The sequence below is a fragment of the Paenibacillus sp. Y5S-9 genome, from assembly GCF_036894235.1.
In the GTDB taxonomy this organism is placed as follows: Bacteria; Bacillota; Bacilli; order Paenibacillales; family Paenibacillaceae; genus Paenibacillus.
Genome location: NZ_CP145887.1, coordinates 435687 through 457940, shown reverse-complemented (window position 1 = coordinate 457940; position 22254 = coordinate 435687). Strand labels below are relative to the sequence as shown.

General features: G+C 47.3%; 21 protein-coding genes. 8 read left to right on the top strand and 13 right to left on the bottom strand.

Annotation, left to right across the window (positions count from 1 at the left end; genetic code table 11):
- Positions 1–12: 12 nt before the first annotated feature.
- Complete coding sequence (locus V6669_RS02165) at positions 13–294, bottom strand: hypothetical protein (RefSeq protein WP_017691026.1); 282 nt, start codon at positions 292–294, stop codon at positions 13–15.
- 379 nt (positions 295–673) lie between these two features.
- A complete protein-coding gene (locus V6669_RS02160; RefSeq protein WP_338590280.1) occupies positions 674–1930 on the bottom strand; it encodes a DUF445 domain-containing protein in 1257 nt (418 codons plus the stop codon).
- A 454-nt stretch (positions 1931–2384) separates the two neighbouring features.
- On the opposite strand from V6669_RS02160, the gene V6669_RS02155 reads away from it, so the two are divergent.
- The 3 genes from V6669_RS02155 (at position 2385) to V6669_RS02145 (ending at position 4854) form a co-directional block, all read left to right on the top strand.
- Positions 2385–3212, top strand: coding sequence for an aldo/keto reductase (locus V6669_RS02155; protein WP_338590278.1), 828 nt, complete (start codon positions 2385–2387; stop codon positions 3210–3212).
- A gap of 275 nt (positions 3213–3487) precedes the next feature.
- Entirely contained in the window at positions 3488–4006 is a 519-nt protein-coding gene (locus tag V6669_RS02150; RefSeq protein ID WP_338590276.1) for a sigma-70 family RNA polymerase sigma factor, read from the top strand.
- Complete coding sequence (locus V6669_RS02145; RefSeq protein WP_338590274.1) at positions 4003–4854, top strand: hypothetical protein; 852 nt, start codon at positions 4003–4005, stop codon at positions 4852–4854. Before V6669_RS02150 ends, V6669_RS02145 begins: the two co-directional genes overlap by 4 nt.
- Before the next feature lie 153 nt (positions 4855–5007).
- On the opposite strand, the gene V6669_RS02140 is transcribed toward V6669_RS02145, so the two are convergent.
- Positions 5008–5466, bottom strand: coding sequence for a cupin domain-containing protein (locus V6669_RS02140; RefSeq protein ID WP_076216501.1), 459 nt, complete (start codon positions 5464–5466; stop codon positions 5008–5010).
- A 257-nt stretch (positions 5467–5723) separates the two neighbouring features.
- Here V6669_RS02140 and V6669_RS02135 point away from each other — a divergent pair, with 257 nt between their 5' ends.
- Entirely contained in the window at positions 5724–6575 is an 852-nt protein-coding gene (locus V6669_RS02135) for an AraC family transcriptional regulator (RefSeq protein WP_017691033.1), read from the top strand.
- A 152-nt stretch (positions 6576–6727) separates the two neighbouring features.
- Here V6669_RS02135 and V6669_RS02130 read toward each other — a convergent pair whose 3' ends face one another.
- Complete coding sequence (locus tag V6669_RS02130) at positions 6728–8341, bottom strand: glycoside hydrolase family 28 protein (protein WP_338590271.1); 1614 nt, start codon at positions 8339–8341, stop codon at positions 6728–6730.
- A 480-nt stretch (positions 8342–8821) separates the two neighbouring features.
- Here V6669_RS02130 and V6669_RS02125 point away from each other — a divergent pair, with 480 nt between their 5' ends.
- The 4 genes from V6669_RS02125 (at position 8822) to V6669_RS02110 (ending at position 12119) form a co-directional block, all read left to right on the top strand.
- A complete protein-coding gene (locus V6669_RS02125) occupies positions 8822–9550 on the top strand; it encodes an amino acid ABC transporter ATP-binding protein (protein ID WP_051449904.1) in 729 nt (242 codons plus the stop codon).
- A 39-nt stretch (positions 9551–9589) separates the two neighbouring features.
- Positions 9590–10420, top strand: a complete 831-nt coding sequence (locus V6669_RS02120; protein WP_047840395.1) for a transporter substrate-binding domain-containing protein — start codon at positions 9590–9592, stop codon at positions 10418–10420.
- A 101-nt stretch (positions 10421–10521) separates the two neighbouring features.
- A complete protein-coding gene (locus V6669_RS02115; protein ID WP_036616642.1) occupies positions 10522–11244 on the top strand; it encodes an amino acid ABC transporter permease in 723 nt (240 codons plus the stop codon).
- A 224-nt stretch (positions 11245–11468) separates the two neighbouring features.
- Entirely contained in the window at positions 11469–12119 is a 651-nt protein-coding gene (locus tag V6669_RS02110) for an amino acid ABC transporter permease (RefSeq protein WP_036673117.1), read from the top strand.
- A 507-nt stretch (positions 12120–12626) separates the two neighbouring features.
- Here the strand turns inward: V6669_RS02110 and V6669_RS02105 are convergent.
- The 9 genes from V6669_RS02105 to V6669_RS02065 form a co-directional block, all read right to left on the bottom strand.
- Positions 12627–13964 carry an FAD-dependent oxidoreductase gene (locus V6669_RS02105; protein ID WP_338594815.1) on the bottom strand — a complete coding sequence of 446 codons (1338 nt, stop codon included), beginning with the start codon at positions 13962–13964 and terminating at the stop codon, positions 12627–12629.
- A 59-nt stretch (positions 13965–14023) separates the two neighbouring features.
- Positions 14024–14878 (bottom strand): carbohydrate ABC transporter permease, encoded by an 855-nt coding sequence (locus tag V6669_RS02100; RefSeq protein WP_338590262.1) that lies wholly within the window; start codon positions 14876–14878, stop codon positions 14024–14026.
- Positions 14862–15776, bottom strand: a complete 915-nt coding sequence (locus V6669_RS02095; protein WP_338590260.1) for a sugar ABC transporter permease — start codon at positions 15774–15776, stop codon at positions 14862–14864. The genes V6669_RS02100 and V6669_RS02095 overlap by 17 nt, the downstream gene beginning before the upstream one ends.
- A gap of 350 nt (positions 15777–16126) precedes the next feature.
- Positions 16127–16828: a hypothetical protein gene (locus V6669_RS02090; protein WP_338590258.1), complete on the bottom strand. Its 702-nt coding sequence runs from the start codon at positions 16826–16828 to the stop codon at positions 16127–16129.
- 30 nt (positions 16829–16858) lie between these two features.
- Positions 16859–18154: a sugar ABC transporter substrate-binding protein gene (locus V6669_RS02085; protein ID WP_338590256.1), complete on the bottom strand. Its 1296-nt coding sequence runs from the start codon at positions 18152–18154 to the stop codon at positions 16859–16861.
- Between the two features lie 103 nt (positions 18155–18257).
- A complete protein-coding gene (locus V6669_RS02080) occupies positions 18258–19025 on the bottom strand; it encodes a response regulator (protein ID WP_338590254.1) in 768 nt (255 codons plus the stop codon).
- Positions 19026–19030: 5 nt separating this feature from the next.
- Entirely contained in the window at positions 19031–20854 is a 1824-nt protein-coding gene (locus V6669_RS02075; RefSeq protein ID WP_338590252.1) for a sensor histidine kinase, read from the bottom strand.
- A gap of 241 nt (positions 20855–21095) precedes the next feature.
- Positions 21096–21284 carry an aspartyl-phosphate phosphatase Spo0E family protein gene (locus tag V6669_RS02070; RefSeq protein ID WP_036673231.1) on the bottom strand — a complete coding sequence of 63 codons (189 nt, stop codon included), beginning with the start codon at positions 21282–21284 and terminating at the stop codon, positions 21096–21098.
- A 310-nt stretch (positions 21285–21594) separates the two neighbouring features.
- A complete protein-coding gene (locus V6669_RS02065; RefSeq protein ID WP_338590249.1) occupies positions 21595–22119 on the bottom strand; it encodes a pyruvate kinase in 525 nt (174 codons plus the stop codon).
- Positions 22120–22254 lie beyond the last annotated feature (135 nt).

The following is a 22254-nucleotide window of genomic DNA, read 5'->3' as shown; positions in this document are numbered from 1 at the left end:
ATTCAATACAATCTACTTGGCAAAAGGATCGTAGCCTTTCTCAATGATGGCTGCCTTGATTGCAGGGCTCATTCCAAAATTTTTGATTTTTTTATCATTATAGTCATAGGAAATAGTGAACTCCTGATCCTCCTGCTCTACCACATGCCCTTCCATTGCAATCGAGTCCAGTGCCATTTCGGGTAGCAACTCCTTGCTGGTAATAACAACATTCATCTCATACTTGTCTTTGAAATATTTGACCGCTTTCGCCTCTGCTTCCTGAAAAAGTGCCTGTTTCTCACTTTCTTTCATGTTCTGACAGCCTCCCAAAATAAAGATAGATAGCACAATTAGTAAGAATACACATACCTTTTTTTGTATTGGCCTCATACCAATCACCTTCTTCTTATGATTTCAATGTATATGTGCACCCAATGAATCAGGATCATTCACCCATGCCTTCTGCTTCTGTTAACTGAATCATAGTACAAAATCAACATGACCACATCGGCTGAGAGCATCGTTTTTATGTATCTTTCTTCCTATATGATTCATACGCGTGTTCGCGTGTATATTACCCGATTTCCTGAATTTTGCATCATGAATGTTTAAAGTATTTCGTATTTCCCATCCACGGCAAAAAGAGCCTGCTCTCGTAAAGAGCGGCCCTCATTTCTGCCATGTTGAACTGTTATGCCAATGCCATTTGCAGCGCAGTCAGCGCAATCCCGATAACAAATCCGGTAACAGCTCCGTTGATCCGAATCCATTGCAAATCCTGTCCAACCTTATCCTCAATCATTGAAACCAAAGTGGCATTGTCCATTTTGTCCACATTTTCGCGTACCAGTTTACCGATTTTGGAATGATTTTTCTCCAGCAGTGTTGTGACGCCATTTACGATCTTGGCATTCATGCCTGTCATCAACTCGTCATCTGCCCGCAGATCAACCAATACCCGCTCAATGGCAGGCAATGCATACGTATCTACATACTGTCCATCTTCCATCGCGGCGAGCGCCTTGTCTCTCAGTTCGGTGAGTTTGTTCAGCACCGTTTCCTCTGCGTTCCAGCCCTCCAGCATATTGTTCTTCCAACTGTTGATTCCATCTTGCATAGCCTCGCTCATTGCCAGACGCACCGTCTGGGTACGTACCATATCAAGCACCTTGTACCTTAGAGCGCTGCCTTCACGTTTCATATCCTCTACCCGATCGAAGAGATATCCTTGTAAAATGCCACCCAGACGCTCCTCGTTCATATAACCCAAGAACGCATTCATCGCAAACTGCATCAATCCGTTCATCTGAATGCCGCTGATGGCTTTCATGCCGCTTTCACCTAAAAACATGATTGTCTCGGGCTTAACCAGCCACTCCTCGGCTTGCTTCAGTCCGTAGTCCAGCGCTTTGGCGTCGTAACCCCGCTCTGTCATCTGGTGGGCAGCTCGTTCCAGAATCGGACCCAGATCGAAGGCGCCCGCTTGTGACTTGATCTCACGTGCTACGAGCGGAGCAATCTGCTCTAACGGCAGACCAGCCAGAATTCGTTTGCAGAGCGTATCAACCATGATCTTGATCCCGTCACTGTGAAGCTCACGTGTCAACGTATCGAGCACCGTCTCTGCTGCTTTGAAATCTGCAATTTTCTCGGTAATGCTGTCTTTGTTGAGCAAGTTATTCTCTACCGCGGAGACCAGACCTTCCGTCATTTTATCCCGATTTTTTGGCAACAAAGCTGTATGCGGAATTGGAATACCCAGCGGGTGACGGAATAGTGCGGTAACGGCGAACCAGTCGGCAAGTCCACCCACGAGTCCCGCTTCAAATGATCCTACCAGCAACTTGCCCACGGGAACGCCCTGGAACGGCAAGGATGCAGCAAATCCCGCTCCCATTACTACGAGAGACCAAGCAGCTGCTTTTTTGGTTTGTTTAGGTTTAGCCATTGTATTCTTTCTCCTTTATGATTAAATCGTACGGTCCGGAATAGTCCGATTCCGCACTTCGTCTGTTCTTATGTCGGCATCTTGCATAATTCGATTCTAAACGCTCACGGGTACAAGATATAGACGAACAGGATCTTTTCGATCTATATCTTGCTGATCGGAAGACGCTCATGGGATTTATGCAAAATGCTTATGTAAACTCTCCATAGCAAAGTCTTGACTTCCATATATCGTATACTTCATCTTATCACCCACAAGCGTCAAAACCAAACCTCTGGTTGAAGAAAAAGGATAATAACGGCGTTTACTTCGTAAAATGGTTCGCTCCCTTTTCCAAGACCAGGCAGATTTTAGTATAATCATTCAAGACGGCCCTTCGATATCGATTGGCTGCTGAACAGCAGGGTAATTACATAGTGGAACAATGAATCAATAAGAGGAGGAATTTCGGACCATGAAACACGTGCAGGACACAACCACGCTCTATAATGGAGTCAAAATGCCATGGCTGGGTTTTGGGGTATTCAAAGTTAAAGACGGAGACGAAGTCGTTCATGCTGTCAAAACAGCCATTCAAGCTGGTTATCGCAGCATCGACACAGCCAAAGCTTATAACAACGAAACAGGTGTCGCTCAGGGTATTCGTGAATCTGGAGTAGCTCGTGAGGATCTGTTCATTACCACTAAAGTATGGAATAGTGATCAGGGATATGAATCCACGCTAGCTGCCTTTGAAGCCAGCATGAAACGACTCGAACTGGAGTATCTGGATCTCTATCTTATCCACTGGCCGGTTAAAGGCAAGTACAAAGATACATGGCGAGCGCTGGAGAAACTCCATAAAGAAGGACGCATCCGCGCGATCGGTGTGAGCAACTTCCAGATTCACCATCTGGAAGACTTGATGATCGATGCCACGATCAAACCAGCCGTTAATCAGGTGGAGCTTCACCCACTACTGATTCAGTCAGAGCTTCGTGAGTACTGCAACAAACATCAGATTCAGATCGAAGCCTGGTCTCCGCTCGGACAAGGTCATCTGATGGACCATCCGTTGCTGAAGGATATCGCCGCGAAATACAGCAAGTCCCCCGCACAAGTGATTCTGCGCTGGGATCTGCAGAACGGCATCGTGACCATACCCAAATCCGTCACGCCTGAGCGTATTCACGCGAATGCCGATCTCTACGATTTTGAGTTAACTTCGGAAGAAGTAGAGCAGATTAACGGCCTGAATGAGAATAAACGCTTTGGTTCTGATCCAGACAACTTTAACTTCTAATATAAGCAAATTAATTCGATTACACCCGCCTTCGATCTTAGAAGAGCGGGTGTTTTGGTATGTGATGTTATAGGCAGTCTCTTCGTTGTTAAGAATGGAGGCGAGGTTCGTTATCCTATTCAGAGCCGAAAGAAAAAAAGTTTTTTAGACCGTTTAGAACTATTTTGTCTCCTCATCAGTCTAACGAGTGTCAAGCGAACTCAAGCACTTATATGGAATCCAGGCCTGGAACGAGCGGTGACTTGAATATTTAGGTTTATCAGGGGGGATCAGGAGTGATTAGACTGAACCATAGAAAGACAAAAGAAGAACAGTTCAGCGAAAAAATAACAGAGATTCAAAATAAATTATATCGACTGGCATACTGCTATGTTAAAAATGAACAAGAAGCGCTGGATATCGTATCCGAAGCGGTCTATAAAGGGTACATCGCTTATGGAAAGATGGAGTCCATGACTTATTTTGATTCCTGGATGTCACGAATTGTGATTAACACAGCGATAGATCATATTCGACGCAACCAGCGAGTGACCTATATGGAGGATCATGCGCAGGAGTTTGTGGCTCCAGAGCGAGGGGCATCCGTGGAAGAGAAAATGGATCTGTATGATGCACTGGATCGACTCGTGCCCGAAGATAGAGCCTATATTATATTAAAGTTCTTTGGTAATATGCGTTTCCGGGAGATCGCTGAAGTGCTCTCCCTGTCGGAGAATACCGTTAAGTCAAAATTCTATCGGATTATCAACAAATTAAAAATGGATTTAATTGAAGGAGAGGTTGGAGATCTATGACAGGTAAAGAACGTTACGAAAACATTGAAATTCCAGCTCAACTTACAGATGTTATTAATCAAGCCCAGCAAAAGGCTGCCGCTCGCAAAAGCTCCTCCCGTATCATTCGCTCTGCTTCCATTCTGGCAGCATGTGCTGCTTTTCTCTTCATAGTCAACATTCCTACTGTCGCAAACGCCATGGTCAAAATACCTGTGGTCGGCTCTATTGTTCAGGTGTTGCAATTTGGCGATGGAGGCAAGATTACCGATGGAGTAACTGTGGGATCGGAAGCAACCGAAAATACGCTTAAAATCAATTTTAGCACCGACGAGCAAGATCAGACTAATGATGCACCCCATTATAATGTAATACACAAAGAAGCACCGAATCGTATCCTCTTCACTTTTAGCGGTGCACGTTACATGGATATAGAGAAAGTCAAAGCCGACTTCATGACCCAGCCTTTAGTGAAAGATGTTTATGGTTCCATGATTTTAGACGACTCTTCCGTCGGATTCGTAGTTGTTTTAAAAGAAGGGGTACAGTATGCCGTAACGGAATTCAAGAACCCTGGATACCTGGAAGTGAAACTGACTTCCGACGGCAAACCGGTCACACCTCGGAAGGTATACTCTCTCCGCACAGAATCAATGCCTTTTGGAGAATCGATGGGTATAATTAAAGAATCTTATCCGGATGAGGACATCTCTTTCCTCAAAACGTCCACTGGTGAGTTTACAGCAGTTATTGGAGAATATCTTACCGCTGAAGAAGCTGAACAGAAGCTCGAAGAACTCGCTCAGCAACCGGATTATCATGAGGAGTTTTATGTGGACAGCTGGATGAGTAACGAGAATCCGAAGTGATTAGTCATTGCCAAAAGTGATGCTGGTCCAAAAGGGAATCCTACATCCCCGAACTGGGTATAGACCTCAGCATACTTAATACGCTCGATCCAAAAAAAATCCCGATTCGGATGCCTATGCATCTGGATCGGGATTTCGTGATAAAAATTATACTTAGCCTTTGGATACAAGCTTGAAATCATCAAAGTGGAAACCTGGCGCTACTACGCAAGTTACCAGTACAGGCTCATCGCCCAGCGGACGTGCTGTCTGCCATACGCCGGCAGGAACGAGCACCTGTGGTGATTGCCCCGCAGCAATATCCATCCCCAGAACAAGAACTTCCTCGTTCTCCGGATTCTCCCCGTTGCCACCCAGCTTCAGTTCAACTGGACTGCCGCTGTGCCACAGCCAAAGTTCATCGGACAGAACCGTATGCCACTCGGAGATTTCATGTGCGTGCAGCAGGAAATACGTGGAACTTGCCGAGAATCGTGGGCCGGAGTATGTATCCGGCAGAACGGACTGTGGAATCTGATAAGATGCCTTCCATTCTTCCTTATACCAACCGCCTTCAACGTGAGGCTGCATATTGAGCGCAGCAACCAATGGCGATAATTCATGTGTCGTCATAACCTGTTTCCTTCCTTCCAAATCATATTGGAGACACTCCTTAACCAGAGTTTCGCCTCTCTCCCCCTACTCTAAAACATCATTCAAGTTTTGTCACCTTGACAGCACATATGGGTCATGCCAGATTCGTTCTCTGGGTATTTAACGATAGGATTAAAGAAATATTTCATTTCCAATGATAGCGTTTACAAAAAGATGGATTTTCCGTTATGATATGGATATCGTTGTTAATCCGTGAAGCAGAGGGGAGCTGTACCATGAGTCTCATAGAGGATCGGATTGGACCCAAATATCGAATCGGTGAACATTCATTTACCATTGAACATATGAGAAGACATGATGGGAACGGTATGCCACAACCTCACGCTCATCCATTCTACGAACTGTATTACTTACTTGAAGGTGAACGAGTGTATTCCATGAATGGTCAGATTCTGTCCGCCCGCAAGGGTGATTTCATTCTGATTAATCCACACGATGTACATACCACCTCCAAAGGAAGCATTCCCGGCTTCGAACGAATTCTAATCGGTTTTTCGCCTGCTTTTGCAACGGGGATGGAACTCGGCATATGTGGTCTGCTGCCTTTTAACTGTTCAAGACTCCTTCGCCTGCCTGAAGCGGAACAGCCTGAGATGGAGCGTATATTGTGGCAGATGTTGCAAGAATGCAAAGAGCGACGCCCTCACTATGAGATCGCCGTAAGAAGTCTTCTTGCCCAACTTTTGATCCGTATTCATCGGGTAGAGGAGAACATTCGGCAGTCATGCCCCGGTCCCTTGCATCCAATGCAGGACAAAATCAGTGAAATTGTCACTTATGTGAATAAAAACTATACCGAACCACTTACGCTGGAGGGTGCAGCCAATCGTTTTTATATCAGTCCATCTTATCTGAGCCGAATGTTCAGCCGGTTTACCGGGTTTCGATTTAGCGAATATTTGCGGGTTGTTCGTGTCCGGGAAGCACAACGAAGATTACTGTCCACACAAGAGCGTGTCCAGATGATCGCAGAGAAGGTAGGATTTGAGCATACGGCTCATTTTAACAAAACATTCAAACAGGTTACCGGTACAACACCGCTGCGCTATCGCAAGGAACACCGGTAGATCATCAGATCACTTCATATAAAAGCCGAGTGGGTAGCCTCGCTCCAGAGATTACGTACTCCTTATATCAAAAGGCATCGCGATTACTGGATCTATGGCTGCACCACTACGGCTGAATTGGACCAACTTGTCTAAACCCTACTACATACTTTTTACCTGCGAATGATCACGCCACTTCGTACTTCAGGACCCACAGAGATCTGACGACCATCTGTGTCAGCATCGCCTTCACGACATACAATGCCTGCGGACTCGTGTCCGGTCACCATCAGAAGTCGCCCATCTGCACCCTTGCCCTGAATGCTCTCTAACTCTGCCCCTTTGCACTGGTGCAAATGAACCAGCGGACCTTCGGTGATCTGCGCCTGCAATTCAGCGATATGCAGATGTTTCGCATGAGCACATTGGATACCACTGCGAGCTTGCACGTTGTAACGCTGGATGATCACCCCATCCAAAGGCAGTTCCGGTAATCCACTCACAAGCAACGCAGTGTCGGCACCGGCACAGACCACATCCGATATTCGAATATCCCGGAACACTGGCGTCTCTTCGCTAATCTCCTGAGATAGATCACTGCCCCGGGCAGACCCTTCCTGATTTGCATAGAAAAAGGAAAACGAGATCGCTTCCATAATGATATCTTTCATATATATGCGCTCAATCTGAATGTCCTCAACCACTCCGCCGCGCCCACGTGCGCTTTTGAAGCGAAGTCCAATGTCCGTGCCGATGAACGTACAATCCGACACACGCACATGCCGCACACCACCGGACATTTCACTGCCAATTACAAACCCGCCATGACCGTGATACACCGTGCAATCCCGAATGGTGATGTACTCCGATGGCAGACCCAGTTCACGGCCTTCGGCATCCTTGCCTGATTTCAGACAGATCGCATCATCACCGACATCGAATACACTCTTCTCCACCACCACATGACGGCAGGATTCAATGTCCAGCCCATCTCCATTCTGTGAAAACCACGGATTACGCACACTCACGTTACGAATGGTGACATGCTCGGATGCCCAGGGGTGCAGATTCCATGCAGGCGAGTTCTGGAACGTTGGACCGTCCAGCAATACCCGTTTGCATCTGCGCAAGCTGACCATGTTGGGACGTAAAAAGTCTCTGACTTCTTCATAGGCAGAGACATCACGTACCTGCTCTTGATGCAACCGATTCGCGATAGTACCGCCCTCAAGTGCAGCTGTGGTAGGCCACCAGATTTCTTCATCTCCACCGAATTGCTCTACAACACCACCAGAAGCGACTAATCGGTTCCATTGTGAAGTGGTCATTTTGGAGCGTTTCACCGGACGCCACGCTTCCCCGCCACCATCCCATATCCCCTCACCAGTAATCGCAATATCCTCCAGTTGATCACCATCGAGCGGGGATTGGCAACGTACCACCTGCCAGCCTTCGAAGCTTGATACAATTAATGGGTATTGATCAAAATCTCGGCTAAATGTAACCAGTGCCCCTGCTTCCACATGTAGTTCGATACGGCTGCGCATTACAATCGGGCCTGTGAGCCATACCCCGGCAGGAATTACGATTCTCCCACCTCCTGCTTCAGCACATGAAGCGATGGCAAGTCGGAACATCTCCGTATTATCTGTTACGCCGTCTCCAACAGCTCCATAGTCTGTAAGCTGAAAATCCTGAGCAGGAATGACAGGCAAATTGGCTTCATAAGCTCGAACATCGGACTGGGTACTTGCTCCTGTCGACATTGGGGAGTGATATGTATTCATCGTGCAGAATCATCCTCTCTACATGTATTGGAATTGTTATAGGGTCAATACATCGCTTTTACTTTCCTTACTTACGTTCAAACGGACGCTCTCTCGCTCCATCATATCAATGGCATGACGTGTAGGGTTGAGCTTTCTTGCCATGTACACGTGGAACTTGATGCTATTTGTTTTGTTAATCAGAGTCATAAATCAAACATCACTTTCAGTATACTCTATACAACTATTCCAAAGGTTGGAAAACAACTAGGAGAATAGATTCATTTTTCTGTCAGGATTCGTCACAAGGGGTTTAATAACATGACAGATATATAACATATTTTCTGGCTATAGCCCTAGAAAACCCATTACTTATGTCATGTTTTATCACAAACCAATTGCCATAAGCAGGATGACTATGTATGATTAAATAACTAGTTTCAATTTATTCCTTATTATTCCTTTTACACACAGACGTTGCAGAAAGGATGGGGTGTACTCTTGATTGAATTTAGGGGTGTCCAGAAGCATTTCGGTCATTTTCATGTCCTCAAGGATATCCATCTTCACATTGAAGAAGGAGAAGTCGTTGTCATTATCGGACCTTCCGGCTCCGGCAAAAGTACGTTACTCCGCTGTATTAACCGCCTGGAGACCATTACCGAAGGTGAACTTGTCGTCAGTGGGATTCCTCTACATCAGAAAAAGGTGGACATTAACCTCTTCCGCCGTGACATCGGCATGGTATTTCAACACTTCAATCTTTATCCTCACAAAAAAGTCATCGATAACATTACCCTTGCACCCATGAAGGTGCGCAAACAACCCAAAGAACAGGCAGCCGCAACAGCAATGAAGTATCTGACCCGGGTGGGCATTGCTGACAAAGCAGACAGTTATCCCTCCCAATTGTCCGGTGGACAGCAACAACGGGTAGCCATCGCCAGAGGACTCGCCATGGAGCCCAAAATCATGCTTTTTGACGAACCTACCTCTGCTCTCGATCCCGAGATGATCGGGGAAGTCCTCGATGTTATGCGTTCCCTTGCCCATAATGGCATGACCATGGTCGTCGTTACCCATGAGATGGGATTCGCCCGCGAAGTTGCGGACCGGGTCATCTTCATGGACGAAGGCCGAATTGTAGAAGAGGCCAACGCTGCCGAATTTTTTGACAACCCCAGAGAAGAACGAGCACAGCAATTCCTGAGCCGTCTGATTCATCATTGAGAATAATCCACTATTCCATTTTGAAAGGGGTCTTTATTCATGAAGAAATTATTGAAATGGCCATCATTTATGCTTGTCCTCATTCTCTCCCTTGTATTGTCAGGTTGTAGTACAGGTACAGATACACCTTCAGCGAGCGGTGGTGGTGACGCCGAGGCGAAAGGCACGATTGAGCGGATTAAGGAACGTGGCAAGCTCATCGCCGGTGTAAAATACGATACGAAGCTGTTTGGCTTGAAAGATCCTGCAAGTGGCAACGTTGAAGGATTCGATATTGATATCGCCAAGGCACTCGCCAAACAGATCCTTGGAGATGAGACCAAGGTTGAACTGAAAGAGGTCACTTCCAAGACACGTATTCCCATGCTGCAAAATGGAGACATCGACATCATCATCGCCACAATGACAATTACGGATGAGCGTAAGGAACAGGTAGATTTCAGTGATGTTTATTTTGAAGCAGGCCAATCCCTGCTGGTGAAAAACGACAGTGCGATTACCGGCCTGGAAAGCCTCAGCGGGGTGAAAGTACTCGCGGTGAAAGGCTCCACATCCGCTCAGAATATTCGCGAGAAAGCCCCGGATGCTGAGGTGCTTGAATTCGATAACTATCAGGATGCATTCACTGCTCTCAAAGCAGGTAAAGGCGAGGCGCTGACCACAGATAACATCATCCTCATCGGCATGCAACAGACGGATAACAGCTTCCAATTGGTTGGTGGCAATTTCACAAGCGAACCTTATGGTATGGCCATTCGCAAAGGCGACACTGCCTTCGTGGAGGAAGTCAACACGCTGCTCAAAAGCATGAAAGACAGCGGGGAATATGACACTTTACATGAGAAATGGCTGGGCGCGAAGCCCGAGTAACCCGAATTAAGATAGGTAAGCGGCGAATTCGTCTGCTGGATGCGAAGCATGAGCAGACGTAATCGCCGTTTCTACATCTGGAGAACGGAGGCTTCGCCTATATGGGCACATTGGATTTCAGCGTACTAATGCGACACTCGGATCGTTTTCTGGAAGGGTTCCTGAATACGATTCAAGTGAGCATTATGGCTCTCATTGGCAGCTTTATCCTTGGCGCAATCCTGGCTATCTTTCGGATATCCCCTGTGAAACCGCTGAACTGGATCGGCACGGCTTTTGTGGAATTTATCCGAAACATCCCATTGCTGTTGGTTGTGTTTTTCTTCTATCTTGGACTGCCTGCACTAGGCATCTCGCTGGATGGGTTTGTCTCCGGTACTCTGGGTCTGACCATCTACACCGCCGCTTTCATTGCCGAAGCGATCCGAGCGGGCATTCAGACCGTGCCGCGTGGACAACTGGAAGCAGCAAGGTCTTCCGGCTTGTCCTATGTACAGGCCATGAACCTGATCATTCTGCCCCAGGCCATCAAGATTGTATTGCCATCCATCGGCAACCAGTTCATCAATCTGGTCAAAAACTCATCCATTCTTGCCGTTGTCGCCGGTATGGATCTTATGTATTTTGCCGACTTGGTTAACTCGGATACGTTCCAACCGCTAAGTGTGTACACCATTGTTGCGCTGTTCTATCTGGTGCTGACACTACCACTCAGCTTCCTGGTGCATTATATGGAGCGCAGGTTTGGACAGAGCGATGCAGAGGCGCGCAGCACCAAGGGCAAACCGAAAAAGAACAAACCGGCAGGTCAGGTTACCATGTAACAGATCGACTTGTACCTGGCGTAGATTTTTAGGGAGATATATTGGCTTGTCCATGTGGTTTAAATGAGTACTGGATCGTCTGTGTTTTGCTGGCATTGGTGATCATGTCACAGTGCATATTGTAATTCACTGCTACAGTGCTTAAGTTGCTTTATACACAGTCCATGCCCCATCTATTGATCTTCAATATTCCATTCCTGCATACAGAAGGAGGCTAATAAAATATGGACTTTAGCGGGGCCTATGCGTGGCCCAACCTTCGTTTCCTGCTCCACGGATTCCTGATCACCCTGCAGGTAGCAGGGCTATCCATTATATTCAGCTTTGTGCTTGGTACTGTGCTGGGTACGATCCGGTTTACCCGTATCCCTGTTCTGTCACAGATCGTGGCAGTGATTGTGGATACGATCCGGAATCTGCCGCTGTTGCTTATCATTTTCTTCATCCACATGGTACTACCACAGCTCGGGATTAAAATGTCCGTCTTCTGGTCCACGGTCGTTGGACTGAGTCTGTTTGAAGGCGCGATGATCGCCGAGATCGTCCGTAGCGGTCTGAAGTCCGTTGAGCGCGGTCAAGTAGAAGCCGCCCGCTCCTCGGGCCTCAGCTACATGCAGACACTCGGTGGCATCATCATGCCACAGGCGCTACGTCGCATGTCCCCGCCGATGGTCAGCCAGTTCATCTCACTCCTGAAGGATACTTCACTGGCGATCATCATCTCTCTGCCGGAGCTGATGCACAACGTGCAGATCCTTGGCGGTCAAAGTTTCGATTACATTATCCCGGCCCTGCTACTCGCAGCCGTATTGTATTTTGTCATCAACTACGCGTTGTCCATTGTTGCAAGACGACTTGAGGCACGGATGAATTGATAATCGGAAGGAATAGGGCATGAAAGAATACGATGCATGAATGAACATCAAGGAACCGAGACCTCGTGATTGATTAGATATGAAGGAATAGAGATGAAGGAAAGAACCAAATGTATGAAAAGTATGAAAGCGCCCCAAAGACTCTAAATCCACCCATGCAGTGGAATTGGAGTCATTGGGGCTACAGTTACGCTCATCAATTCACGAGCTTCCCACCAATTTCTAACGAACTGAGAGAAGCTTATTTAGCCATTTTTGGGACATTTCCTAATCTAACGAATCTTAGACGCTCTATTCTTCCGATTTACCCCGCTATTACCCCCTATTGGAGCATTTTGAGCAAAAATAGCTTCACTGAGATTCGTTACATTTTTTATTTCAGCTTATAGCCCCGAATTAGACGTCTCAGGTTCGTTAAAACGTACGCCACCGCGAATTAAATAAACACCCACTCCCACTATTAATGATTCACCGATTCGCCCAATTCGTCCACAATCAGCTCATCCGCTAGATCGCTGCTCCGTTGTGACGTAATTCCGCCTGTAACAGCTCGATTGGCAGATCAACCGGGTCCAGCTTCATCTTCACTGTTAGTGCAGCCGCTGTCCCCGCGGCCTCCCCGGTAGCCATGCAGCTTGGAGTCAGCCTTGTCGTTGCATGCGCCTCATGTGTGGTAGAGATGCAGCGTCCTGCCGCCAGCAGATTGCGGATATTGCTAGAGATCAGACAGCGATACGGAATATCATATGCCCCATCCCTCTCTATAAAGGCAGCCACAACACCTTGACCCGAAGGGTCATGGATATCAATCGGATAACCACTTCTGGCAATCACATCGTCAAATTTCCGTCCTGCAACCACATCCACCTGGGTCAAAGCGTAATGACCTATAATCCGCCTGGATTCACGGATACCAATCTGCGGCGCTACTGCCGAGATCGAAGCCCGTTCGAATCCAGGCACATCACGCTGCAAAAACTCAGCAATCATCAGCACCTGCTTCCGCCCTTCCTGTTCCGCAGAGGTCAGATCCTCGGCATCTGTCGCATCAAGTCCCTGCACCCGCGTACAATTAATCAGCACTTCATCCTCTGCCGGTCCGGTAAAAAACAATACCTGGTCGCGATTAATCGGTACACCCGCTTTTTTCCATTGGGAATAGAAGCCGCTCACCCCGGTTAACGGAATGCTGTCCAGTTCAGCAAAGGGAGTTTTCACATAGAAATCCTCCGGGTGCTCCAGCATATACTGTTTCACTCGTCCAAGATCCACACCACGCATGCGAAATTTCATGGTCATCGGCTGTGACTGATGGTCGCCGTCTCGTCCCTTTGCCACAGAAGCACCCGCAAGATAAGCCAGATCCGCATCACCGCTGGCATCCACGAATACGTTCGCCTGGAACTCCTTTCGTCCAGACTTGTTGGTCACTCGCACCGCTTCCACCCGATCATCTACAACGACCACCTCGTCCACAAAGCTGTGCAACAGAAGCCGGACACCGGCCTCCTGCAACATCTCTGCCGCAACCACCTGAAAGATGGCTGGATGGTACGGCGTGACGGTATGCACAAATCCAACCGTATCGCGTAGATGCCCCGGAGAGCCGCCATGTGCCTGCAATCGATCCACAATCTCCTGCGCAATGCCTTTAATAACCTGCTCCCCACGCTCCGTATGGAAAGTCATCCAGGGATAAACCATAGCAGCGGTTGACATCCCGCCAACGAATCCATATCGCTCCACCAGCACTGTTCGTATACCCTGCCGTCCAGCCGCAATGGCTGCCGCTATACCCGCAGGGCCCCCTCCCACAATAACGACATCTGCCTCTTCCTTTTTCATGCTCATCCGTTCACGCAAATGTTGTTCCTCCTTCCTTTCTATTGCACGTATTGCACGGCTTACTCTTTCAGTCCCGTCATGGCAACGCCCTCAATGAAGCGCCGTTGTGCCAGGAAAAAAACAATTAACAGTGGCAAGGTCGCCATGACGGTGGCGCTCATCAGATATTGCCAGGCTGTACCCACTTCATCTGTAAACAGGGATAAACCAAGCGGCAGCGTCATTAGATCACGCGAGTTAATGAAGATCAACGGATCAAAAAACTCATTCCAGATCGTCACAAACGTGAAGATCGTCAGCGTAGCCATACCGGGCTTGGCAATCGGCAGCATAATTCGTGCATATATTCGGAAGCGATTGCAGCCGTCAATCATCGCCGCTTCCTCCAGCTCCGTTGGCACCGTAATGAAGAACTGCCGCATCACAAAGATGCCAAACACACCACCCGCGCCAAAGATCGGCAATAATATCAGCGGAAGATGGGTATCAATCCACCCCAGCTGCCGCATGAACAGAAACATCGGTATCGCCGTCACCTCATGGGGAATCATCATCGCACTCAGTAGGATGAGAAATACCACATTACGTCCTTTAAACGGAATTTTGGCGAATGAGTAACCGGCGAGGGAAGCAAAAAATACCGTTCCCAGCACAACCAACGCAGAAATGTAGATACTGTTCCAATAAAAACGGTGAAACGGTATCAATTGAAAGACATCGATATAGTTCTGAAATCGGAATGTTTCCGGTATCCACTGCGGTGGATAGGTGAATATGCTCTGGGGTTCCTTGAATGATGTCGATATCATCCAGATAAATGGCACAATCATAATGAGGGAAATCAGAGTCAGCAACAAATACGTCCCCAGGGTACTTCCTATCTTCCGCCCCGAAGGACTAGGCATCGCCTTCATTGAATACCCACCTCTTTCGGAGCTGCCATTGCAGCAGCGTCAGAATTAGCACGATAAAGAACAGTACATACGCAAGGGCAGAAGCATAGCCGAACTGAAATAGTTTGAATGCTTTTTCCCAGATATAATAAACCAATACCTTTGTGCTGTTGCTCGGCCCGCCCTGTGTCATCACATAGATCTGCCCAAATACTTTGAGTGAACCAATCACGGTCATAACTACGGTCAAAAACACGGTTGGCGTGATCATGGGCAGCGTGACGTGAAAAAAGGTTCCCCTTTTGCCCGCCCCGTCTAATGTTGCTGCTTCGTACAGTGAACGCGGTACCTGCTGAATCGCTGCAATGAACAGCACCATATTCAGACCGACATTTTTCAGCACACTTGTCACAATCACCGCCGGCATTGCCAAATCCTGATTGTAAAGCCAGGCCGGACCCTTGATGCCGGCCATCAACAGAAGCTGATTAATCAGTCCCGAGTCTGTCGCATACATCAGCTTCCACACGATGGCCCATACGATCAATGAGGTCATGACCGGAACAAAGATGGCGGTTCGGAAAATTCCGATGCCCCGCAGATTTCTGGATAGCAGCAACGCAAGTAGCAAGGCGAGCACAATATTAAGCGGCACCAGCCCCGCTGTGAAATAAACCGTATTGGCAAGCACTTTCCAGAACATCGCGTCTGTCATAATATTCCGGTAATTCTCCAATCCAATAAAATGATGATCCCCCAGCAACGGCCAATCGGTCAGGCTCATATATAACGCGAGACCCATGGGAAATAACAGCAGCAGGGTAAACCCAAGCACCATCGGCGATACAAACAGCCAACCTGCGATCTGTGCCTCTCTGGCGAGCGGCCCCCCTCTTTTGCGCTTGCGTGAATGGGTCACAATCAGGCCCCCTTTTAATCCAATTTCCTCCGAAGCTGAACTCTGCGACGATTCTATATAAGGTGCTGTATCAAAAGGACTGATCTCCCTCGCTCCAAGCGCTGACGAATCTACCGCATCTTATAAGGCAGATTTTTAAAGAATGCACCGGGTAACGAATCTCAGTCATCTTATATCTCTATAAAATGTCGCCAGAATTTTAAAAATCGACCAAATGGACGAAATAACGTCTCTCTGATTCCTTAAATTTCAGATCCGTACAAATGGACGTGAATAACATGTTCTCGATTCGTTAGAACAAATGAATGCTAACATGGGGTGCCCCCGTGATTCACGTGACTTTCAACTGATTAATTCGGACGGTTCAGACTGTCCACTGCATTGCGAAACCCGTTCACAGCCCTTCGCAGCTGTTCCTCCGTGTTGCCAGTCACGACCGCTCCAAGCATAATCGCCTTTACCCCGGTATCGCGCAGCACCCGAACATCCTCCGGCACCAGCCTTCGCTGGGAAGGAACCAATACCGGTATCTGGGCTTGCAGGACCAGACGGCGATACTTAAGCACATCCGCGAAGCTGAGCGGTGTACCATATTCTTTTCCAGGTACAATGGATGCCTCCAGAGCGGTGAAGCCGAAGTACGCTGCCGATGTTACGAGGGAAGCATCATATTCTTCATTGATCGCAAACGTTGGGTCCAGCCCCAAGTCATTCAACATGAAGGATGGCAAGTGATGTGCATAGATGGAATAGAAATCAAAACCCAGCCCGGAAAGCCCCTCCACATCCTCCCTTTGTGCCCCATCAATACTGCCAGAAGGTACAACCCCAAGTGGACCACCAAACTCACTGCGGATCGCCTGAAACACCTCGGCATACATGTCTAATGGACCAAAATGATTCCCGCTGGCGCGATGACCGACATTATAATGCACCTTCAGTGCATCAGCGCCCTCTTCCATGGCTGCCCGAGCCAAACCAATATCATTCTCAGGCAGACTGACCACCAGCGACAGCGGTCTCCGTTCAAGTAATTCTTTGAATTTGCCCATCGTTCTCACCTCCGGTTTCGATCGAATGATTTAGGGTTGCAACACACTTTGGATCTCTTCCTGCATTTGTTTCAGGTTATCCTTAGCTGTCGCTGTTTTTGCAAATAGTCGGTCAAATCCCTGCAATACCGCATTGTCGATATCCTGCCAACGGATATGACCGGGAATTAAGCGCGCTTTTGGCATTTCATCAATAACGGCCTGCACGATATGCTCTTTGCTTGGATTATTCGGCTGAAGAATGAATGCATCTGAGTTCAGAACAGAGGTACGCGGAGGCACAAAGTAGGTGGCTGTCGCCTGAATCCCCTGCTCACTGGCAAAATACTTCAACAGCTTCTTCGTTTCCTCTGGATGTTTGCTGTCGTTGAACATGGCATATCCGGCCTGCCCCAGCATCGGTACACTGCCTTGTGAACCGGAAGGCATAGGAGCGATGCTCCATTCAAAATCCGTAATTTCTCTTGCTTTGGAAACATAGCTGTAATTATCAAAGAACATGCCCACATTACCCGCATCAAAGCTGACCTGTTCGCCCGCCTTCGGGTGTGATTCATCGGTGAACATCATGCGTTCCAGCAATTCAAAGGTCTGTACGCCATAGTCATCGTTCCAGGTGAACTTAGTCATGCCTTCGTCGAATGGACCGCTTCCATTGGACCAGGAGTAGGAGGAAAGCACCGCCCAGGTCTTCCAATCGCGAAAAAAGTTGGCACCATAGACTCGGTTAGTCGCATCCTTACTGGCAATGGCTTTGGCGGACTCTTCGAACTGTTCCCATGTCCATTGTCCTTGGGTAGCAAGTGTGTTTGGATCATTCAGGCCGGCTTGATCAAACAGCGTTTTATTGTAAAACATGACCACCGGAGGTGTAGAAAAAGGTAATCCCAGCAGTTCATCGCCATCACGGAACAAATCCAATGTACTTGGAATATAATCATCCAGCTTAAACTGAGCATCATCCTTGAACTCGGATACATCGGCCAGAATGTGATTGGACTTGAATTGAGGCACCATTCGCTCCGATACCCAGGCGAGATCGGGAAGAGAGCCTCCGGCGGCAAGCACCGAAATTTTTTGCTGGTATTCTGCGAAAGGTACGGATTCCATCGTTACTTTGATGCCTGGATTTTCCTTGGTGAAGCCATCAATCAGCTTGTTGTATACATCCATATGTGCCTGGTTGCCCCACATCATGAACTTCAGCTCCACCTCTCCATTCTCCCCGCCTGCACTGCCAGATTCACTGTTAGAATTGGAGCTTGCGCACGCGATTGAAGCCATCATCATGAGTATAAACACCAGTATCAGTCCTGCTTTTTTCATGTAAATCCCCCTTATGGACGTCGTGGTATACATGTGCAACCAAAGTATAACGAAAGCATGGTTCCCCCTTAAATCACGTCAACTACAGAAATGGTATGGTTTTTCAAGAGATACTGAATCGGTCTCGATATTCTCCTGCGGTCCATCCCACCTGCTGCTTGAACACCAGCATGAAGTGTTTCGGGCTCTGATGCCCGGATAACCGTGCCACATCATAGATTTTGAGACCCGTATTGATCAGCAACCACTTGGCCCGCTCCATACGTGCCTCTGTGATGTATTCGGAATAATTGATGCCTATTTCATTCTTGAACAACTGGCTTAAATAAGTAGGGTTCAAGTTAACAAGATCTGCTATCGTCTGAAGTCGCAGATCTCCATCGGGATGTTGCTTGATATGCTCCTTCACATCTCGGATAATCTTCCGTGTATCTCCACCAGCGTGTTCTGTTTTCCCAGATGGCTCAGGGATAGAAAGAGTTGTAATACCGTATCTGCGATCCAGCAGCAATTGAATCTTTTGTATACATAATGCCAGTTCATAACGATCGATTGGCTTCAACAAATAGTTCAACACTCCAAACTCCATCGCTCTGCGTGCATATTCAAACTCGCCGTAGCCGCTAATGATGAGCATTAGCAATTCAGGATACATGTCTCTGGCTTTGCTTACCAAAGTTAATCCGTCCATTTCACGCATACGAATATCCGTGATTAACACGTCCGGCACCTCAGATCTCAGAAAATCCAGCGCCTCGGTACCGCTCGACGCTTCGCCCGTTACCTGAAACTGAGAAGACACTTGTACGATCAGCTCCCTCAGTCCCTGACGGATGACCGTCTCATCCTCTACAAGCAATACTTTATACATGCGCTTCAATCCCCTTTCGGTAGAAGTTGAATGGATATCGTGACCACCAGGCCTTGCCCGGGACTTCCATCAATGCTTAGGCTGCCGCCTTCTCCATACATGAGGCGAAGCCTCTGGGCGATATTGTTAAGCCCCAGACTATCACCGGCATGGCAACGTAATGCCTCATTGGAAGGCTGTTTTGATATGGACTCGTTTAACTCGTCAATCTTAGCCTGAGTCATCCCCTTACCGTTGTCTCGTACGCTAATCAGTAGCTCATGATCGAATTTCAAGGCAGATACCCAGATTACTCCTCCATTTTCCTGCCCTTCAATGCCGTGGTAGACGGCATTTTCCACCAGCGGTTGCAGTACCAGCTTAGGAATCAAATACTCGTTTATCCCTTCTTCGATGTCATAGATAATCTCTAACTTGCCGTTGTAACGGACCTGCTGAATGCGTACATAGGATTGTACAAAAGCAAGTTCGTCCCCAAGTGGAACCATCCGGTCCACCTTATCAATCGTATAGCGCAGCAGCTTGCCAAGCGCCGTCACCATGTCCGACACCTCTGCGTGCTTCTGGCGAATAGCCATCATGTTAATGGACTCCAGCGTGTTGTATATAAAATGTGGGTTCATCTGGCTTTGCAACGCTGACAACTCTGCCTCCCGCTCTTGAATGCCCAGCAGAAACACCTCATTGAACAGTCGATGAATCTCTTCCATCATTCGGTTAAAGCCCCGGCTTATCTGTCCGAATTCATCACTGCTGAAGTGTGCTACCCGCTGGCTAAAATCTCCCTGCTCCACCCGAATCATGTGGTGCTTCAGTCGAATCAGCGGCCGGGTGATACGAAAGGATAACAGAACCGCCAGAATCGCTATCCCCGCCATACACAACACTGCGAACCATATCGTGAAGGTGAGCATCTCACCTGACTCCTTTTGAATCACGGCAATAGGTGTAAGGCTGATTACCGAAAGCCCGGAATAACTGGAATGGTGTTGTACATAGAGATAGGCCTGCCCATCCAGAACAACTTTTTGGTTTCCTGCATAGCTTTGAAGCTGTCCCTGCATTAGCAACTGGTCGTACGCAGACATTCCTCCGATTGAGGTCCGTTCGAACAGCAGACGCTGCTTGCTGTCTACAATCATCAGACTTGCATCTTGCTCATAATTCAGATTGGATAACAGTTGACCGAAGGCCTCCAGACGGATATCAATCAGAATGTAACCCAATCGCTGGAGCGTACCCGGATCTCGAAGCACTCTGCCCACCGATATATACGATTCTTGCTGACCACCCGTGTAATAGCTGGGTTGATGCGGAGGAAGCAGGCGCCATGTCCCTTCCGAGCCTTCAAGCTCTGCAAACCAATCATCCTGCCTACTGTCCCATACCGGCTTGACCGCCAGGGAATCGAGATTGGAGAACAAAATGCCGCTGTTGCTGATCAGGTGAATCCCCCGAATCTCGGGCCGGTCATAAGCTTGACCAGATGTGTAAAGCTTCATTTTCAGATAATCCTCAGACCTCGCCCATGTACCCGAACCCATTGAAGCGTTGTATTTGCCCAGAATGCCAAGCACCATCTGATCGTAAAGCGGCAAGAGCGACAACCGCTCAAAGTCCTTCAGCAGCCGATTCAGATTGGCGTTAATCTGGCGAACCAGTTCAATGGTGAACTGCTCGGTCTTGCGATCCATCGTCTGCGAGAAATGCTTGTAGTTCATCACTCCCTGCAAACTTAGCGGCAGCAACGTCAGCGCCAGGAACAACAGGAGCAACTTGGTGCGCAGGTTTAGGTCTTTTCCGAAAAAAATGCGTACCTTGTCCATCATTTCCGTTTATCCCTCCCTCTCCCGATCATTGTATGAGCCCCCTTCACAGATCAATCTGGATATAACTGGGGTCATCATATCCAGTTTTAAGGATCATTCGCTATCCTGCCAATCCTGGAATTGGTACGGAATTTCAAGTTATCCGCATTAGTTTCAGATGAACGCAAAAAAGCCGACTGTATCGCTACAGTCGACTACGCTATTTCTATAGAACACTAATTAGACAAAAAAACCGACTGCATTATGCAATCGGTTGTCTGTTCCTAAGATGGCTTTTATATTTGAATCGATTATATTCATTAATAAGCTCGTCCAGTACCATGGACTGTCGGAGGACTTGGTTGTCCTGCATGCCATGATTCTCCGCCAAACGACTCAACTCTTGCCTGTTCCGTTCGATTTTATCTGTGATCTGTATCGGTTCACTCACAGCATGCACCCCCTCTTTGTATAACATTTTAGGATACATTGCCAAAAAATTCATATTATATTCCTTTGCAGAATAAAATATTTATTTACATAGAGATACTTTCAACATCAAGCAATTTGCATAGAGAGTTGACGTCCCTTCTTTTCTACAAGATGTGGGAAAAGAAAATTATAACATGTCTACATATCGTATTCGAGAATACACGAATCCTTTACCGTTAAAGTGCGTTATGGACATATTATCCATTTTATCCTAAGTATCTCTTGCACCTTTCTCTCGCGAGAAGTTAATAATTTTATCGAAAAGTAATCTAATTGTATAGATAATTTTCATCACCGTTCTGCATACCAAAATAACGAAGTCTGTAGCCCTCTCGATAACGAGCACGCAATGGATTAATGAAGGAGTCATTCTCAAACTCAATGTAACCTGTTAAATAGAGTAGGATCAGATATTCCTCAAAACGTGGATTGCCCAGAGTCATTTCACTCTCTTCCATTCCGTAAAATACTTCGATTTCAAGAACTAATAGAAGAGAAAATCCTCGCACAGCGGAATTGATGATCCATGCAAACTCTAATGGTTCATGGATATCTTCTTCCTTGTTCAGGCTAATTAATTGTTTGGTTCCCCTCTCATCCTTAAATACATAAGCTGCAATCGCCTGATCAAATCCCGCATAAGGATCGTTACGTAAGTCGGAAAACTCCTCTAAATCTACCTTATCAGCGTAGTATTTCTTGGTTAGTCGGTCATGAATCTGCTCTAAAGTGAATGGATTAGGAATGTCCAAAGTTATATATTTGTCGTAAAGCTTCTGAATATCAATCTGCAATGATAAATCCTCTTTTCGTTATGGATGATCTAATGGATAGTACAAATAAGCGCCCCATCTCCATATCCCGGAAATAAGACGCATGTTAATGAAAGGATTTAATATATCTTAGCTGTTATAGTCTTCCTTCGCCAT

Excerpts from the sequence above, each read along its gene's own strand:
- V6669_RS02160 (WP_338590280.1), bottom strand. The coding sequence starts at position 1,930 with ATGGCTAAACCTAAACAAACCAAAAAAGCAGCTGCTTGGTCTCTCGTA.
- V6669_RS02140 (WP_076216501.1), bottom strand. The coding sequence starts at position 5,466 with ATGACGACACATGAATTATCGCCATTGGTTGCTGCGCTCAATATGCAG.
- V6669_RS02130 (WP_338590271.1), bottom strand. The coding sequence starts at position 8,341 with ATGAATACATATCACTCCCCAATGTCGACAGGAGCAAGTACCCAGTCC.
- V6669_RS02145 (WP_338590274.1), top strand. The coding sequence starts at position 4,003 with ATGACAGGTAAAGAACGTTACGAAAACATTGAAATTCCAGCTCAACTT.
- V6669_RS02090 (WP_338590258.1), bottom strand. The coding sequence starts at position 16,828 with ATGGGCAAATTCAAAGAATTACTTGAACGGAGACCGCTGTCGCTGGTG.
- V6669_RS02115 (WP_036616642.1), top strand. The coding sequence starts at position 10,522 with ATGGGCACATTGGATTTCAGCGTACTAATGCGACACTCGGATCGTTTT.
- V6669_RS02120 (WP_047840395.1), top strand. The coding sequence starts at position 9,590 with ATGAAGAAATTATTGAAATGGCCATCATTTATGCTTGTCCTCATTCTC.
- V6669_RS02080 (WP_338590254.1), bottom strand. The coding sequence starts at position 19,025 with ATGTATAAAGTATTGCTTGTAGAGGATGAGACGGTCATCCGTCAGGGA.
- V6669_RS02105 (WP_338594815.1), bottom strand. The coding sequence starts at position 13,964 with ATGAAAAAGGAAGAGGCAGATGTCGTTATTGTGGGAGGGGGCCCTGCG.
- V6669_RS02165 (WP_017691026.1), bottom strand. The coding sequence starts at position 294 with ATGAAAGAAAGTGAGAAACAGGCACTTTTTCAGGAAGCAGAGGCGAAA.
- V6669_RS02110 (WP_036673117.1), top strand. The coding sequence starts at position 11,469 with ATGGACTTTAGCGGGGCCTATGCGTGGCCCAACCTTCGTTTCCTGCTC.
- V6669_RS02085 (WP_338590256.1), bottom strand. The coding sequence starts at position 18,154 with ATGAAAAAAGCAGGACTGATACTGGTGTTTATACTCATGATGATGGCT.
- V6669_RS02155 (WP_338590278.1), top strand. The coding sequence starts at position 2,385 with ATGAAACACGTGCAGGACACAACCACGCTCTATAATGGAGTCAAAATG.
- V6669_RS02075 (WP_338590252.1), bottom strand. The coding sequence starts at position 20,854 with ATGATGGACAAGGTACGCATTTTTTTCGGAAAAGACCTAAACCTGCGC.
- V6669_RS02100 (WP_338590262.1), bottom strand. The coding sequence starts at position 14,878 with ATGAAGGCGATGCCTAGTCCTTCGGGGCGGAAGATAGGAAGTACCCTG.
- V6669_RS02135 (WP_017691033.1), top strand. The coding sequence starts at position 5,724 with ATGAGTCTCATAGAGGATCGGATTGGACCCAAATATCGAATCGGTGAA.